Here is a 15,684-nt window from a genome sequence, read left to right on the forward strand (position 1 = left end):
GTATCAGCTGGCTTGCGTCTCTTCCCCTGCATCATCACGGCGACGCGCAATGAAGTAGAGGAGGGTGCCAACAGCCAGTAGGGCGCCGAACATAGTCCAGGCCTGTGCATTGGCATGGCTGGCAATCCACACCGTCGCGCCAAAGGCAATGACCGAGACCACGGCATGGAGCGGGTTGAGCGCACCTTCGCGCTTCTCGATTACCGGCAGGGCGGCTGCGGTGATCAGGTATGTCAGCAGGCGTGAAAGCGTGCTGGCGGCGGCAAGCGCGGCAAATCCGCCCCAGATGGCGAAGAGTGAGGACAAGATGCCGTAAAACGCAATGGCGTTGGCAGGTGTGAGGTACTTCGGATGCACCTTTTCGAACCAGCGGGGCAGCATCTTCTGCTGCGCCATGCCGTAGGCCATGCGCGGGACGATGATCAGACCGCCAAAGCTGTTCGCTGCGATAGAGAAACCCGCGCCCAGCACGATCATTACCGCGCCCCATTGGCCCAGCGCCACATCGGCGGCTCCTGCAAGTGCATTCTCGTTGGCACCCGGTTCCGGCCCGATGGTGAGATAGGCCCAGATGATTACGGCGTATAGCACGGTGACCCCGGCTAGCACCGTCACCAGAACGCGCGGAATATCGCGCTTGGGATCGCGGATTTCTCCGGCCGGAACGGTGACACCTTCAAAACCGATGAAGGCATAGAACAGCAGCAGCACCACTGTTTCGACTTGGCTGAACTGCGGCAGGACGATGCCGGGCGACGTGAACTGGCCGAAGACCGCTGCGGCAATCAGAATAGCAAGCGGAGCGAGCTTGAGGACGGTCAGTCCGCCCAGCGTATTCACCGATCCGCGCATGGAAAACAGGTTGATCGCGGTGAACAGCAGGATGACGATCACTGTCGTTGCGGTGGCCAGCATCTCGTTCTCGAGCACCGGGAATATCGCCGCGAAATAAGCGACCATCACATGGGTGTTCGCCGCCATTGCGACCATGCCCGAAGCGAAACGGCCCCAGCCGGCCTGGAAGCCTGCAAAGCTGCCAAATGCCGTCTTTCCGTAAAGGATCGGGCCGCCTGTCCCGTCAAACCGCGCGGCAAGCCACGCGAAGACCAACACCAGCGGTAGAAAGATCAGCCCACCGATCAGCATGAGAACGGGCGCAAAGCTGCCGACTGCGGCCACCAGAACGGCGGGGAGGGCGAAGATGCCGCTCCCGATCATGCCGTTCAGCTGGAAGAGCGAAGTGCCCCAGAAGCCGACGGTGCGCGGCGGTGCGATGTCTGTCTTGTCCATTACGATCCCCTTGCGCGCTGTGCTGCCCCGAAACACCGCAGCGCGCAAGCAGGGTGTCAGGCTTCTCCGCGATAGATGCTGACAAAATTGATCGTGTCGATCGCGCCATGAACCAGGATGATCGGCCAGAGATTGCGCTTGAACAGCACGAAAGCCACGCCGAACGCCAGTCCGATCATGCCTGTCATCAGAAAGCCCCATAGGCCTTGATAATAGAAGTGAGCGAACCCGAAGATCATTGCCGGAATTGCGATCGCCAGCGCGGTTCTTCCGCGAAGGTCCCCAAGCCCGTCTTCGATACGCGTAACCATGTATCCACGAAAGAACATCTCTTCGCCGAATGCAGCGCTGGTCCAGACAACACCGAGCCACAGCAAGAGCATGGGAAGGTTGCCTTCCACATCACCCCAGCGATCCTGTGCTCCATCGGGGAGCCCGTCCGGCTGGACAAGACCAATTGCTTCGCCGCCTAGCAACACGATGGCCACGGCAAGACAGAACAGTACGAAGGTGCCCAGTGCCTTGGGCAGGATCATCGCTTTGGCTTTCCAGCCGGGAAGTTGTGCGAAGCCCATCTGGCGCCACCCGATGCCCTTGCGACGCATATAGATTGTCAGCACTGTCAGTGTGAACAGCAGCGAAAGCGGCCCGGCAAACTTCCATGTGATCATTGCGAATAGTGGCCGGGTGCCGAAAGCGAGTGCAGAAAAGGCCAGCACTTCGAGCACGAGCCACCAGTTCGGTTTTGCGGTTTCAGTGGCTTGGGACTTGGATAACAAACAACATCTCCTGTTGGTGTCCCACATGGATAATACACCATGTGGTTTCACGTGCAACTATATTATTGGAGCCGGGGCAGTTCCCAAACCGGATGCGCCGCTCTATCTCGCTTGCATGAGCCGCAGTGACGCCGGATCCCCACCCAACCCGCATGGTGCAGAGCGCTTCAACGAGGAGCGCGCAGCCTACACTGTGAAAGGCAGCGCCAAGGCAGGTGCGCAGCCCGATCTGGAAGCCGGTGTGGGTGCGATCAAAGAGGTTGTGGCAACGCTCAAACCCAAACCGGGCGTGTATCGTATGCTCGATGCGCGAGGCGATGTGCTCTATGTCGGCAAGGCGCGCAGCCTGAAAGCGCGGGTGTCGAATTACACGCAGATCAAAGGCCTGACGAACCGCCTGCAGCGCATGGTCTCCCAGACCCGCGCGATGGAGATTGTCACCACCAACTCCGAGGCAGAGGCGCTGCTACTGGAAGCGCAGTTCATCAAGCGATTTCGACCTCCTTACAATGTGTTATTACGTGATGATAAGAGCTTTCCTTTCATTCTATTGCGGGAAGGGCACGACTATCCGCGCATCATGAAACACCGCGGTGCAAGGCGGGCTAAAGGCAGCTATTACGGGCCATTCGCCAGCGCCGGATCGGTCAACACGACGATCAATGCGCTGCAGAAACTGTTCCTGTTGCGGAGCTGTACCGACAGCTTCTTCGAACGCCGCGACCGGCCGTGTCTGCTTTACCAGATCAAGCGTTGCTCCGCGCCGTGCGTCGGGCGGATCGACAAGGATGGTTATGACGATCTGATCAAGCAGGCGAAGGACTTTCTCGGCGGAAAATCCAGCGCGGTGCAGGCCAAGATCGAGAAGCAGATGGCCAAGGCGGCTGAAGCGCTCGATTTCGAGACGGCGGCTCTGCTGCGCGACCGATTGCGCGCGGCGACTTTCATCCAGGGTTCGCAGGCTGTGAACGCACAAGGCGTAGGCGATGCCGATGTCTTCGCGCTGCATGCCAAAGGTGGCCAGATCGGCATCCAGGGCTTCTTTGTGCGCGGCGGGCAGAACTGGGGGCACCGCGCCTTCTTTCCCAGCCACGTCAAGGGCGTGGAGGAGGACGAGGTCCTGTCCCGCGTGCTCGCGCAGTTCTACGAGGAAGTGCCGCCGCCGCCCAATATCTTGGTCGACCGCGAACTGCCCGAAGAGGCCTTGCTCGAAGAGGCTTTCGCCGAGTTGGCCGGCCGCAAGGTCAGCATTTCTACGCCGCAGCGCGGAGAGCGTCGCAAGCTGATGGAGCAGGCCAAGCGCAATGCCGTGGAAGCGCTCGACCGTCGCCTCGCCGAAAGCGGCACGCAGACGAAGATCATGCGCGAAATGGTGGAGTTTCTTGAGCTGCCCGAGGTGCCCGCGCGCATCGAGGTCTACGACAACTCGCACATTCAAGGTGCGAAAGCGGTCGGGGCGATGGTGGTTGCGGGGCAGGAAGGCTTTATCAAGAACCAGTATCGCAAGTTCAACATCAAGACCGCGCAGACCAATGATGATTTCGACATGATGCGCGAAGTGATGGAGCGCCGCTTCAGCCGCGCGATGAAGGAAGACCCGGACCGGGAAAAGGCAGGCGTCTGGCCCGATCTTGTGCTGATTGACGGAGGCAAGGGCCAGATGAGCGCAGTGCGCGATACACTCGCGGAACTGGGCATCGAGGATGTGCCGCTGATCGCCATCGCCAAGGGCCCGCACCACGGGCGCGAGGGCAGGGAGGTGTTCCACTTCCCCGATGGCCGCGAGAAAATGCTGCCCACCAATTCACCCGTACTTTTCTATCTCCAGCGCCTGCGCGACGAGGTCCACCGCTTCGTGATCGGCGCACACCGCGCGAAACGCAGCAAGTCAATCACCGCATCACCGCTCGACGAAATCCCTGGTATTGGCCCAGCCCGAAAGCGCGCGCTGCTGCTGCATTTTGGCACTGCGAGTAAAGTCCGCGCGGCTGCCCTCGACGACCTGAAGCGTGTGCCGGGTGTAAGCGAAAGCGTGGCGCAGACGGTGTATGACTTTTACCACGCGGGTGGGTGAGTGCTCACTCGGCCTCGACCACCGGCTCCAACCGCAAATCGTGGAAGTCGTAGCTGAAGTCGGTGAGGTCTGAAATCGCTTCCATCGTCACCTGCGTCACCGCGCCATCCTCGACCGTAAAGTCCACAAAGGCATCGGCCTTTAACGAGCTGTCGGGCCAGAAGGCAGCGAAGCGATCGCCATCGTAGTGGGTCAGGGCGCCGTCGAGTACTTCACTACGGCCCATGTCGATGTAGAGAGTGCCTTCCTCGGTCAGGCTGATGGTGACGGTGCCATACCACGGGTCCTGATAGGTGCCGACATAGGCGGGCAGCGGAAGGCTGGGTTCGCTGGCGTTATCCGGCGAGCTGCTCCCCGTTTCCGCGATGAAGGCAGCGCCGCGCTCTTCCGCCGCTGCAAAGGCAGCGCCCCATTCGCCGATAAAGTCATTCTCCGGCGCACCGACGAGCGCACTTGCCACGTGATAGTTGAAGGTCGAGGCAGCACCGCGATAGTCGTTGGAGGCGGAAAAGATCACCGCGTCGTACTCGGGCAGGATCAGGAAGTTGCTGACCACGCCTGGTGCGCCGCCGCCATGGCCGATAGCCAGCGTGCCCTCGAAGTCATGAATGCTCCAGCCCAGCGCATACATGGCAAGGTTGGATGAACCCGCTGCGCGCAGGCCACCGCGCGGGTTTTGCGGGGTGATACCTCGCCACAGCTCGCGCGCCTGCTCCTGGCTGATCAGGCGCTGCCCGCTCGCAGTGACACCATCGTCAAGCCAGAACTGGCCCCATTCCATCATCTCGCCGGCAGGGCACCAAAGACCGCCTGCAGCTGCCCAAGTGGTCGAGAAGTCGATGCGCGGATCGGTCGGAACACCGTCTTCGGCGCCGGCCGCACGTTCATGTCCGGTGACAACCGGCGCACCTTCCGGGATCAGCGGCTTGTCTGCGGCGCACTGCTCCATGCCCACGGGCAGCAGGATTTCCTGTGTCACAAAATCGGTCCAGCTCTGGCCGGAGACCCGCGCGACGATTTCGCCCGCCACAATGTAGAGCAGATTGTCGTAGTTATACTGCGAGCGGAAACCGTCTGACGGGCGGAGGTGCGCGAGGGCGGCGATCACATCGTCCGGCTCGGCATTACCGTCGGGCCAGATCAGCAGGTCACCTGCGCCAAGCGGTAGGCCGGAGCGGTGGGTGAGGGCATCACGCACAGTAAAGTTCTCGCTCACCCACGGGTCCCACATGGTGAATTCGGGAATATATGTCCGGATCGGCTCGTCCCAATCGACCTCGCCACGATCAACCAGAATGGCGAGCGCGGTTGTGGTGAAGGCCTTGGAAATCGAAGCGATGGGGAAGAGCATGTCCTCGGTTACGGGCCGGTTCGTGCCCTCTTCTGCGAGCCCCGCTGCGCCAAGGTAGGCTAGCTCGCCGTCGATCTGAACTGCAGCTACCATTCCGGTTGAATCGTATGCCGCCATCGTGCGTTGCAGTGCTTCAGCGTAGTTCGGCTGGGCGGGGGCCAATTCAGCCGCGGAGGTTGTTGTTTCAGCCGGCTGCACCGTCGCGCAGGCAGATGTCACCGCCAGAGTGCTTGCGGTAATTGCAATTCTTGTGATGCTTTTCATCGTTCCATTCCCTCTTGCAGCACCGTTACTTGACGTGCCGCAGCATGCCTTCCTGAGAAACACTGGCGACCAGCTTGCCTTCGCGATTGAACACTTGTCCGCGCGAATATCCGCGTGCGCCGCCGCTCCACGGTGCCTCGGTCGCGAACAATAACCAGTCGTCCACTGCAAACGGTTCGTGGAACCAGATCGCGTGGTCGAGGCTCGCGGCCTTTACCTCACCGCGATGCAGGCTCTTGCCGTGCGGCTGCAGGGCTGTCGCCAGAATCTGGAAGTCCGAGATGAAGGCGAGAACCGAGCGGTGTAACGATGGTTTTGCCGGCAAGGGCGCGATTGTCTTGAACCAGATATGGCTGGTCGGTTCGCGCTTTTTCGGGGCCAGCCAGTCGCGCGGTTCCACCGAACGGAAATCGACCGGGAAGGGGCGCAGAAGCAGATTCTTGAGCGGCCCGTCCGGTACGAACTTCGCCACTTCCTGCCGCACCTCGGAATCCGGTTTCAGCTCCTCCGGCGGAGGAACATCCGGCATATCGGGATGCTGGTGACTTGGACCTTCGACGGGCTCCTGAAACGAGGTCACGAAGTTCAGGATAGGTTTGCCATCCTGGCTGGCAACGACCCGGCGGTTGGAAAAGCTGCGGCCGTCGAGATCGCGCTTCACCCGGAACTCGATCGGCAAATCATCGCTGCCGGGGCGAAGGAAATAGGCATGCAGCGAATGTACCGTGCGGGATGGATCGACCGTGCGGCTGGCAGCCTCAAGCGCCTGCGCAATGGCCTGCCCGCCAAACACGCGGCCTGTGCCATCGGGCCTGCGCCGCCCGACAAACCTGTCCGGCCCTTTGGGCTCCAGCTCGAGCAGGAAGACGAGCTCTGCAACAATATGTTCGGGTGTAGGTAGTGAAGAAGGCGCGTTGGTCATCGCCTTCTGCAATGCGCGCGGGTGCGCTGTGCGTCAAGCGATGCCAGGCAGGCGACGAGCAACACGCATGGCCTTCGCTTTGCCCGCATTGGAGCCAGGCCAGCGCGCAGGTGGTTTAGGGTTCATGCCGAACTTGCGCAAAAGAGCGTTGAATGCGCGCGCATCGGCCTCGGCATAGCTCCATTCGCTGCGCCAGGTAATTGACAGCGATACCGAATATTCGGGCCCGTTGCGGACAAAATGTGGTGCCATTACCGGGACATAGAGGGCATCACCGACCTCAAGCTCGTACGATAGCCCGCCGCGCTCCAGATTCTTGTTCCACGGCAATTCGCGCGCACCACCAGTGTGATAGGCTTCGTGTCGCCGGTCAGAAGCATATCGGGGGTCGCCCGCGCGGTAGACTGTCATGGTCTTGGAGCCGCGCAGTTGCATCAGGATGTTGTGCTCCGGGTCAAAGTGCAACGGCGTTACAGCGTTCGGACTCGAAATGAAGACATAGGCCTGCGTCGTTAACAAAGGCCCGGTGCGAGCTTCGATAATCGGGCGAAGTTCTTCCAGCAGCTCGTCAAGCAGCATGGCGAAAGGCTTCTTCTGCTCAACATTCTTGAGCACGGCCCAGCTGTTGGAATTCTCGATATTGCGGATGGTGTCGCCGATGGTCATGCCATTGGCTTCGGGCTTGCCGTTGACGGCAATAGGCACATCGCCCCGATTATATTCGATCGACTCTTCCGGCATGGACTCTGCCATCATCGCAAGCTTGTCGATCTGCAGCAGCGGATGGTTGGCAAGGTTATGCTGCAGCTTGAGCGCCCCCTCGGGATAGGAGGCAGCGAAGAAGCTCTGCGATGCAGAGGGGAAAACCCTCTGCCCGCCCAGGGCTCTATCATGCAGACTTTTCTTAAGACGCGGCATCAAATCCCCCCTGACGCGGCGCCGGTTTCAAACCGGACTATTTTGTCAAAGGCCTGACGGCGTAAGCCACCGCCAATGCCGATCGAATAGCGGGCGATGCTGCGCCGTTCCCGCCAGAAATGATCAATCATGGGGTGATCACTGGCGGCGCAACTGTCAATCCAGCCGACACTGCCATGCTGTAAAATTTGCAAGTTGTTACGTTGTAAAAGAACGCCGGGCGAGAATCGCGCGTAGTCCTCGTCAAAGGTCGTCTTGAATGAAAACGCGCCGGGCGGCGCGATGAAATTCGCCAGCATAGCAATCGCACGGCCATCCAGTCTCAGGGTTAATCGTTGCAACCTGCCGCGCCGCGCCGCGCCTGACAGTGCGCGCTTGAATACGCGGCGGGTGCGATCATCGTTGGCGAGAGCCGATCCGTTCTTGCCTTTCCATCCTTTCGCCTCGAGTTCGAGGAATTCGCGCGTCCATTCTGCGATCTCCTCGCAATCGGAGACTTCTTCTATCTCCAGCCGTCCCGCCTCAGCCAATCGCCGTTCCTGACGGCGAAGCTCCTTGCGCTTCTTGGTTGAAAGCGACTGTTCGAAATAGTCTTCCGGCGAGAGATCGCTCTCTAGCAAGGCCCGCTCTTCCAGCATGACCGTTGCGGCCGGGCGCCCGCTCCGCTCGATCTCACGCTTCAAGGCTTCGTGCAAAGCACCGCCAACCGGCATGTGCAGAAAATGGAAAAACAGCGCGAGGCGCGGGTGCGCGTCGGCCCAACGCAACAGTTCTGCCCAGAACAATCGCTCACACCCCTCGAGCACAAGCGGAGTACCCAGAAAGCAGTTATCGTGCGTCCAGCCGCGCAAATGCGGGATAGGGTTGCCATAATAGGACAGATCGCGCCGCAGCGGCAGCAGACCGATCAGTTGTCCGTCAGCCTCGATCGCAAATATCTGTACCCGATGATGCGGATCGAATTGCTCCAGGGCCGGAAGCAAGAACCAGCTTTCATAGAACGGGTTGGGTTCGCTAGCCGATTGCGCCAGCTGGTCCCACGCTGCCACGCGGTCTCCGCGATCAAACGACCGCCAGTCGCGCACCATTCCGCGCACAGTGGGCAGCGTATTGCCCGTCTGTGACGCGCCCACGCCTTCTGCAAGCCGCAGGAGGGGTGGTTTTGGTCCGGTAATGGGAAGATCCTGACCCAAGGGCGATTGTTAACCTGTGCTAGCTTTCACATACGTATGAGAATGCTTGCATAGGAGAGCAGGGGGCAAGAATTGGCTAAATGATAGGGTAAAGAAAGCCCTGCCAAGCGCGAGCCTGGCAGGGCCTTCTTAACGATAATCGGGCCGTGGAAGCCCCGATCCTGTGTGGGTCTTAGTGACCGGCCAGAGCCGCGAGCAGAAGCAGCGCGACAATGTTGGTGATCTTGATCATCGGGTTAACGGCCGGGCCGGCGGTGTCCTTGTACGGGTCACCAACGGTGTCACCGGTCACAGCAGCCTTGTGAGCTTCAGAGCCCTTGCCGCCGTGGTTGCCGTCCTCGATGTACTTCTTCGCGTTATCCCACGCACCGCCACCCGCAGTCATGGACAGCGCGACGAAGAGACCGCCGACGATCACGCCGAGCAGCAGTGCGCCGAGAGCCGCGAAGGCCTCGTTCTGGCCGGCGAGGAAGTAGATCGCGAAATAGATCGCGATCGGCGCCAGCACCGGAAGCAGTGACGGCACGATCATTTCCTTGATCGCGGCCTTGGTCACCAGGTCCACCGTGCGGGCATAGTTCGGACGGCTGGTGCCTTCCATGATGCCCTTGTCGTTGGCGAACTGGTCACGCACGTCGACAACCACGTCACCGGCAGCGCGGCCCACGGCGGTCATGCCCATCGCACCAAACAGGTACGGGAGCAGGGCACCGAGCAGCAGGCCAACGATGACATACGGGTTCTCAAGGCTGAAGTTCACTTCAGCGCTCGGGAAATATTCCCGCAGGTCGGCAGTGTAGGCGGCGAACAGCACGAGTGCAGCAAGACCGGCCGAACCGATGGCATAGCCCTTGGTCACAGCCTTGGTGGTGTTGCCAACAGCGTCGAGCAGGTCGGTCTTTTCGCGGACGCTTTCGTCCAGACCGGCCATTTCGGCGATGCCACCTGCGTTGTCCGTTACCGGACCGTATGCGTCGAGCGCCACAACCATGCCAGCGAGCGCGAGCATTGCGGTTGCACCGAAGGCGAGGCCGATCAGGCCGGCCAGCTGGTACGCACCGATGATCGCGGCGATGATGACGATGGTCGGTAGGGCAGTCGATTCAAGGCTGATGGCCAGGCCCTGGATCACGTTGGTGCCGTGGCCCGTTTCCGATGCCTTGGCGATAGACTTCACCGGACGGAAGTTCGTGCCGGTGTAGTATTCGGTGATCCAGATGATGATACCGGTCAGCGCAAGGCCGATCAGCGAGCAATAAAACAGGTCACGACCGTGGAATTCCACAACGTCACCTGGGTTTAGCACCGTGCTCATGTCCGCACCGCCAGTGCCAAGCGCGTATTCGGTTGCGAACCAGATCAGCGGAATGGCCAGAACGGCAGTGACGATGAAGCCCTTGTACATCGCGCCCATCACGTTGGTCCCGTTGCCGAGACGTACGAAATAGGTACCGATGATCGAGGTCACGATGCATGCACCGCCGATCAGCAGCGGAAGCGCCATCAGTGGCAGGAGCAGATCACCGAGCATCGAACCGAACAGCAACGCGATCAGAACCATCGTCGCGCCAACGGTCACAACGTAGGTTTCGAAAAGGTCAGCTGCCATACCGGCACAGTCGCCCACGTTGTCGCCCACGTTGTCGGCGATGGTCGCAGGGTTGCGAGGATCGTCTTCCGGGATACCGGCTTCAACCTTGCCGACCAGGTCGGCGCCGACGTCTGCAGCCTTGGTGAAGATACCACCGCCGAGACGCGCGAAGATCGAAATCAGCGATGCACCGAAGGCAAGGCCAACAAGACCGTCAATCACTTCACGGCTGCCAGCTGCAAGTCCCATCGTTTCAACGAGCACGTAGAAGAACACAGCGATGGCGAGCAGAGCGAGGCCAGCCACCAGCATGCCGGTGATGGCACCGGCGCGGAAGGCGATGGTCAGGCCCTGCTGCAGGCCGCTTTCGGCTGCCGCAGCAGTACGCACGTTCGAACGTACCGAGATGTTCATGCCGATGTAGCCGGCGACGCCCGACAGGATGGCGCCGATCAGGAAGCCAACTGCTGGAATGACACCCAGGAATACGCCGACGAGCACAGCCACAACCACGCCGACCAGGCCGATCGTGGTGTATTGGCGGTTCAGATAGGCCTGTGCGCCTTCCTGAATAGCTCCGGCAATTTCCTGCATTTTTTCGTTACCGGCAGATGCGCCAAGCACCTGGCGGCTGGTGAAGAAGCCGTAAACTACGGCCAGCGCACCCAGCGCAATACTAATGAGAACGAGTTCCATGACCCCGTTTGTCCCCTCTATAAAATGAAAACGACCCGGTTATGCCGGGTTCGCGTGGGGGCCTCGCTAGGCAATCTGGGGCGCGACTACAAGCGTAAAGCGGTGGTTTTGCCCGAGGTGAGGAGAATTTTCGCGCCTTTGTGGTCTTTCCATCCACCGGCCTCTGCTCAACTTGCCACTATCTGCCAACGCTCCTACGCTTTCCGGCAATGAGCGAGGCAATCCTGAAAGCGGTTTTTGCATGGCTGCCGGTCATATTCGGTATCGGCTTTATCGCGCCGCTTATCATGCAGTTGCTCGCATATCAGCAGCTTACCGCAGTGGGTGGTATCCCGGCCATATGGATCGGGTTGGGCATCGGTTTCGTGTGGGGATCCTACGCCAAGATCCGCGGGCGCTGGATATGACGATGTACCGTAGTCAGTCAGGTGAAGCTCGTGACAGCAATGCTTCGATCGCGGAAGAACGCGACATCGGGCTGAAATACCTCCCCAAAACGTTCGAGATGGTCCCATATGTGATCATCACCATAGGCGGATTTCTGGGCTGGCTGGCGATGTTTCCGCTGACGATGACCGGGCTAGCGCCGCTCTGGGTGGGGTTTGTCTATTCGACCGTGTTCGCCTGTGCGTGCTTCATCCTTTCGCACGAGGCGATGCACGGCAATATCGGGCGGCCGGGAACGCCCATGCGGTTCTGGAATGAGGTGACAGGGCAAGTCGCCACCATCATCATCATCTTTCCCTTCGCGATGGCGCGACTGATGCATCTTGAGCATCACCGCCACTGCAACGACCCCGAGAATGATCCGGACTATGCTGACGATGGCAGAAACGCGTTCGATGCGCTGTACAAGACGTGGCTGAACCGCCAGCCTGGGCCAACCAATTCGATCCATCACTATCGCAGGGTCGTGACGCGGATCGGGACTGTGCAGGCGAAGTTTGCGCTGAGACAGACATTATTGCTCCGGCTGTTTGCGCTGTCGGTAATGTTTGTGATGTGCTGGACCGGCTACGCGTTTCACGCGGCGCTGCTGTGGTGGCTGCCTTGTCACATCGGGACGTCCTACATCCGCTTCTGGCTCAGTTGGGCGCCGCACCATCCTCGCGATGGCAGGGGGCGGTACGACAACACAGTGTTGTTCAAGTCGAAAGCTGGGCATTGGTTGTCGATGGGAATGCAGTACCACCTCATACATCACTTGTGCCCGTGGATACCCAACCACCGCACGAAGGACGCGTTTGAAGAGATGCGCCCCTTGCTCGAAAAGCGCGGGATCGATTGTTCTGTGCTGAATTGATCGGGCGGCTACTCGCCGTGCTGATAGCCGAGACCTTCTGCATTCACCAATGGCTCGCCATCGAGAAACAGCGGCGCAAATCCACTTGGTTCAACGGTACCGATGCGCGTAGCCGGAACCGGCGGGAAAGTTCCATCGGGCATGGTGAAAAGCAGCTCGTAATCGTCGCCCCAACGCAGGCAATCATCGCGGCGGTCCGGGGCCGCAACGGGAACTTGCGTACTGCTGATCGCAAATGAAACCTCGCTCGCCTTCGCCATGCGGAAGGCGTCGAGAAGCAAGCCATCGGAAATGTCCATCATGGCAGTGACGAGCGGGGCGAGATCACTGCCCTCGATCAATCGCGCCATGGGATTGGTGTAGGGCATCGGGTCACCATCGGTTCCGTCACGAAGTGCCTCAAACCCGAGCATGGCTGCGCCAAGCTGGCCAGTCACAAAAATGGCATCCCCGTTGCGAGCGCCGCTTCGCGCGGGGACGGGTCTGTGCGTGGCCTTGCCAATGGCGGTGAGGCCGAAGGCGCGAGGCGATCCACCCGAAACGGTGTCTCCGCCCAGCAAAGGCACACCGTAATGCGACAGGACATCGTCCAGTCCTTCAAGGAACCGCTCGTCATCTTCACCCAGCATATGGCCGAGCAGGACGCCCAGCGGCTGTGCCCCCTTCGCGGCAAGGTCTGATATGTTGGTCGCCACCAGCTTCCACGCGACATCAGCCATGTCCTGGCTGGACAGGAAGTGCTTTCCCTCGACCAGCATATCGTGCGTGATGATCAGCGTTTCGTCGCCGAGTTCAAGAATGGCGGCATCGTCTTCCAAGCCTTTAGAGGCCTGGTGCAAAGGCAGCTTGCGCAGAGCCTCTATGAACGCCGCCTCTTTCAATCCCGTACGTCCTTGGCGACGGCATCAAGGATGCCGTTTACGAATTTGGCTTCGCGCTCATCGAAAAATGCGTGGGCGACATCGACATATTCGCTAATGGCCGTGGCCTTGGGCACATCGGCGCGCGCGATCAGTTCGTAGGCACCGCAGCGCAGGATTTGCAGCATGGTCTTGTCGAGCCGTGCGAGCGTCCAGCCATCGGCGAGCTTCTCGGTTAGCTTCGCATCGATTTCCTCTGCGCGCGCATCGACGCCGGAAACGACATCATCGAAAAAATCGACCTCGGCCTCTTCGTACTGATCGTCTTCGATTTCTTGCCCCAGACGATGCTGGTGGAATTCGTCGAGAAGTTTGGCGAGCGCAGTCTGCTCCATATGCCGCTGGTAAAGCGCTTGTACGGCGGCAAGTCGGGCAGCGGAGCGGGCGCGGCTTCGGCTGGACTGGTTCATTTCAGGCGTACTTTCACACTTGCGGCGTGGGCAGGAAGCCCTTCGATCTCGGCAAGCGTAGTCGCTGCCGGGCCAATCGCCGCCAAAGATTGTTCATCGAGCGAAATGAAGCTGGTGCGCTTCATGAAATCAAGCACAGAAAGCCCGCTGGCAAAGCGCGCGCGCCTACCGGTGGGCAAAACGTGGTTCGGCCCCGCAACATAGTCGCCGACCGCCTCCGGCGTATGGCGTCCAAGGAACACACTGCCGGCGTGGCGGATTTGTGCGAACATCGCTTCGGGATCATCGACCGCGAGCTCGACATGCTCGGCAGCGAGACGGTTGGTAAGGGCCGGGGCATCGCGCGCAAGATCTTCGACCACGATGATCGCGCCATAATCGTCCCAGCTGGCCCGCGCGGTCTCACGCGTTGCGAGCTGAGCGAGCAGAAGTTCGACGCCGTCTGCTACCAGGGTCGCAAAAGCGGCATCATCGGTGATCAGGATACTCTGCGACGTCGGATCATGCTCGGCCTGGCTCATCAGGTCAGCAGCAATCCAGTCGGGGTCGCTCTTGCCATCGGAAATGACCAGGATCTCGCTTGGCCCTGCCACCATGTCGATGCCGACAACACCATAAAGCTGGCGCTTGGCTTCGGCGACCCAGGCATTACCGGGACCGGTGATTACGTCGACAGCTTGAATCGATTCGGTGCCGTATGCGAGTGCTCCAACCGCATGTGCCCCGCCGATGCGCCAGATCTCGTCAATCTCGCACAGGTGCGCTGCGGCGAGCACCAAATCGTTGACCTCGCCCTTCGGCGTGGGGGTGCAAACCACAAGTCTTTCAACACCGGCGACTTTCGCCGGGATAGCATTCATTAGCAGGCTGGAAGGATAGGCGGCGCGGCCGCCGGGGACGTAAAGCCCTGCAGCATCGACGGGATGCCATTTGGCGCCAAGGCGGACATTAGCATCGTCTGTGAAGTCACGATCCTCGGGCAACTGCCCCTCGTGATAGGCACGAATGCGGTCTGCCGCCATGCCGAGCGCGCTCTTCGCCTCGCCATCGAGCGCATCATAGGCGGCGGCGCATTGGTCCTTGCTTATCGACCAGCTTGACGGGTCATCGGTCAGTGCATGCTTGTCAAACCGCATGGTGAGATTGCGCAGGGTATTGTCGCCATCGCGGCGCACCTCGGCGAGGATTTCGGTCACATCGCGCGCCACATTCTCGTCGCTCTCGCGGCGATCATTGACGATGCGCGCGAACTTCGCCTCGAAATCCTCTGCGGTTGCATCAAGCCTTTGCATCAAGCGGCTTCCTTGGTCATCGCGACGCGGAAACGCTCGACAAGAGCTGCAACGCGCGGATCGGTTTTCAATGCAGCACGGTTGACGATCAGGCGGCTGGTCACCTGCATGATCTGCTCTTTCTCGACCAGACCATTGGATTTGAGCGTCTGACCGGTGGAGACGAGGTCAACTATGCGGCCCGCAAGCCCGCTGAAAGGAGCAAGCTCCATCGCGCCGTTGAGCTTGATGCACTCGGCCTGGATGCCCTGCCGTTCAAAATGGCGGCTGGTGATGTTGGGATACTTGGTGGCGACGCGCAGGTGGCTCGCCTTTCCGTACTTGTATTCGACCGGCTCCACCGGCTCCGCGACAGACAGGCGACATGCGCCGATACCAAGATCAACGGGCGCATAGAGCTCCGAATAGTTGAACTCTTCGATCACGTCAGAACCGACAATGCCCATCTGCGCCGCGCCAAAGGCCACAAAGGTCGCCACGTCGAAAGCGCGCACGCGGAAAATGCGCATGTCGCCGCTGGTGTCGGCGAAGCTGAGCGAGCGGTCCTTCTTGTCGTGAAACGCTGCTTCGGGCACAACGTCCGCGCGTTCCATCAGTGGCACCGCTTCATCGAGAATGCGGCCCTTGGGAACGGCAAAAATCAACGGTCCGAAATCGGTCTTGGCGGCGGTGTTGGTCATC

The 15,684-nt window shown here is 60.2% G+C and carries 14 protein-coding genes; 3 read left to right on the plus strand and 11 right to left on the minus strand.

Going from position 1 to position 15,684, the window contains the following annotated elements:
• Positions 1 to 3: 3 nt before the first annotated feature.
• Positions 4 to 1,290, minus strand: coding sequence for an APC family permease (locus OOZ52_RS00765; protein ID WP_274696576.1), 1,287 nt, complete (start codon positions 1,288 to 1,290; stop codon positions 4 to 6).
• 56 nt (positions 1,291 to 1,346) lie between these two features.
• On the minus strand, positions 1,347 to 2,069 hold the full coding sequence (locus OOZ52_RS00770; protein ID WP_274696577.1) for a CPBP family intramembrane glutamic endopeptidase: 723 nt from the start codon (positions 2,067 to 2,069) through the stop codon (positions 1,347 to 1,349).
• 115 nt (positions 2,070 to 2,184) lie between these two features.
• On the opposite strand from OOZ52_RS00770, the gene uvrC reads away from it, so the two are divergent.
• Positions 2,185 to 4,143, plus strand: coding sequence for an excinuclease ABC subunit UvrC (gene uvrC, locus OOZ52_RS00775; RefSeq protein ID WP_274696578.1), 1,959 nt, complete (start codon positions 2,185 to 2,187; stop codon positions 4,141 to 4,143).
• 4 nt (positions 4,144 to 4,147) lie between these two features.
• Here the strand turns inward: uvrC and OOZ52_RS00780 are convergent, their stop codons facing one another.
• From OOZ52_RS00780 to OOZ52_RS00800, 5 genes are all read right to left on the minus strand, one after another.
• Positions 4,148 to 5,758 carry a serine hydrolase gene (locus tag OOZ52_RS00780; protein WP_274696579.1) on the minus strand — a complete coding sequence of 537 codons (1,611 nt, stop codon included), beginning with the start codon at positions 5,756 to 5,758 and terminating at the stop codon, positions 4,148 to 4,150.
• 25 nt (positions 5,759 to 5,783) lie between these two features.
• The gene (locus tag OOZ52_RS00785) at positions 5,784 to 6,680 is read right to left on the minus strand and encodes an acyl-CoA thioesterase (RefSeq protein ID WP_274696580.1); all 897 of its coding nucleotides are present in this window, start codon (positions 6,678 to 6,680) and stop codon (positions 5,784 to 5,786) included.
• A 33-nt stretch (positions 6,681 to 6,713) separates the two neighbouring features.
• Entirely contained in the window at positions 6,714 to 7,598 is an 885-nt protein-coding gene (locus OOZ52_RS00790; protein WP_274696581.1) for a cupin-like domain-containing protein, read from the minus strand.
• Positions 7,598 to 8,791, minus strand: a complete 1,194-nt coding sequence (locus OOZ52_RS00795) for a GNAT family N-acetyltransferase (RefSeq protein WP_274696582.1) — start codon at positions 8,789 to 8,791, stop codon at positions 7,598 to 7,600. Before OOZ52_RS00795 ends, OOZ52_RS00790 begins: the two co-directional genes overlap by 1 nt.
• Positions 8,792 to 8,963: 172 nt before the next feature.
• Positions 8,964 to 11,078, minus strand: a complete 2,115-nt coding sequence (locus OOZ52_RS00800) for a sodium-translocating pyrophosphatase (RefSeq protein WP_274696583.1) — start codon at positions 11,076 to 11,078, stop codon at positions 8,964 to 8,966.
• Between the two features lie 209 nt (positions 11,079 to 11,287).
• Here OOZ52_RS00800 and OOZ52_RS00805 point away from each other — a divergent pair, with 209 nt between their 5' ends.
• Together OOZ52_RS00805 and OOZ52_RS00810 are read left to right on the plus strand one after the other, a co-directional pair.
• Positions 11,288 to 11,485, plus strand: coding sequence for a hypothetical protein (locus OOZ52_RS00805; protein ID WP_274696584.1), 198 nt, complete (start codon positions 11,288 to 11,290; stop codon positions 11,483 to 11,485).
• Positions 11,482 to 12,381, plus strand: coding sequence for a fatty acid desaturase (locus OOZ52_RS00810; RefSeq protein ID WP_274696585.1), 900 nt, complete (start codon positions 11,482 to 11,484; stop codon positions 12,379 to 12,381). Before OOZ52_RS00805 ends, OOZ52_RS00810 begins: the two co-directional genes overlap by 4 nt.
• Before the next feature lie 8 nt (positions 12,382 to 12,389).
• On the opposite strand, the gene thiL is transcribed toward OOZ52_RS00810, so the two are convergent.
• Genes thiL through hisG form a run of 4 tightly spaced genes read right to left on the minus strand, consistent with a single transcriptional unit; the run spans position 12,390 to position 15,683 of the window.
• Positions 12,390 to 13,262: a thiamine-phosphate kinase gene (gene thiL / locus OOZ52_RS00815; protein WP_274696586.1), complete on the minus strand. Its 873-nt coding sequence runs from the start codon at positions 13,260 to 13,262 to the stop codon at positions 12,390 to 12,392.
• Positions 13,259 to 13,711: a transcription antitermination factor NusB gene (gene nusB, locus OOZ52_RS00820; RefSeq protein WP_274696587.1), complete on the minus strand. Its 453-nt coding sequence runs from the start codon at positions 13,709 to 13,711 to the stop codon at positions 13,259 to 13,261. The genes thiL and nusB overlap by 4 nt, the downstream gene beginning before the upstream one ends.
• A complete protein-coding gene (gene hisD, locus OOZ52_RS00825) occupies positions 13,708 to 15,003 on the minus strand; it encodes a histidinol dehydrogenase (protein ID WP_274696588.1) in 1,296 nt (431 codons plus the stop codon). The genes nusB and hisD overlap by 4 nt, the downstream gene beginning before the upstream one ends.
• Positions 15,003 to 15,683, minus strand: a complete 681-nt coding sequence (gene hisG, locus OOZ52_RS00830; protein ID WP_274696589.1) for an ATP phosphoribosyltransferase — start codon at positions 15,681 to 15,683, stop codon at positions 15,003 to 15,005. The genes hisD and hisG overlap by 1 nt, the downstream gene beginning before the upstream one ends.
• Position 15,684: the final 1 nt, after the last annotated feature.

This window comes from Aurantiacibacter sp. D1-12 (genome assembly GCF_028858515.1).
Classification (GTDB): domain Bacteria; phylum Pseudomonadota; class Alphaproteobacteria; order Sphingomonadales; family Sphingomonadaceae; genus Alteraurantiacibacter.

Bases quoted from the DNA above. Each gene is read 5' to 3' on its own strand.
- OOZ52_RS00810 (WP_274696585.1), top strand. From the start codon at position 11,482: ATGACGATGTACCGTAGTCAGTCAGGTGAAGCTCGTGACAGCAATGCT.
- hisG (WP_274696589.1), bottom strand. From the start codon at position 15,683: ATGACCAACACCGCCGCCAAGACCGATTTCGGACCGTTGATTTTTGCC.
- OOZ52_RS00805 (WP_274696584.1), top strand. From the start codon at position 11,288: ATGAGCGAGGCAATCCTGAAAGCGGTTTTTGCATGGCTGCCGGTCATA.
- OOZ52_RS00765 (WP_274696576.1), bottom strand. From the start codon at position 1,290: ATGGACAAGACAGACATCGCACCGCCGCGCACCGTCGGCTTCTGGGGC.
- OOZ52_RS00800 (WP_274696583.1), bottom strand. From the start codon at position 11,078: ATGGAACTCGTTCTCATTAGTATTGCGCTGGGTGCGCTGGCCGTAGTT.
- nusB (WP_274696587.1), bottom strand. From the start codon at position 13,711: ATGAACCAGTCCAGCCGAAGCCGCGCCCGCTCCGCTGCCCGACTTGCC.
- hisD (WP_274696588.1), bottom strand. From the start codon at position 15,003: ATGCAAAGGCTTGATGCAACCGCAGAGGATTTCGAGGCGAAGTTCGCG.
- uvrC (WP_274696578.1), top strand. From the start codon at position 2,185: ATGAGCCGCAGTGACGCCGGATCCCCACCCAACCCGCATGGTGCAGAG.
- OOZ52_RS00780 (WP_274696579.1), bottom strand. From the start codon at position 5,758: ATGAAAAGCATCACAAGAATTGCAATTACCGCAAGCACTCTGGCGGTG.
- OOZ52_RS00790 (WP_274696581.1), bottom strand. From the start codon at position 7,598: ATGCCGCGTCTTAAGAAAAGTCTGCATGATAGAGCCCTGGGCGGGCAG.
- OOZ52_RS00785 (WP_274696580.1), bottom strand. From the start codon at position 6,680: ATGACCAACGCGCCTTCTTCACTACCTACACCCGAACATATTGTTGCA.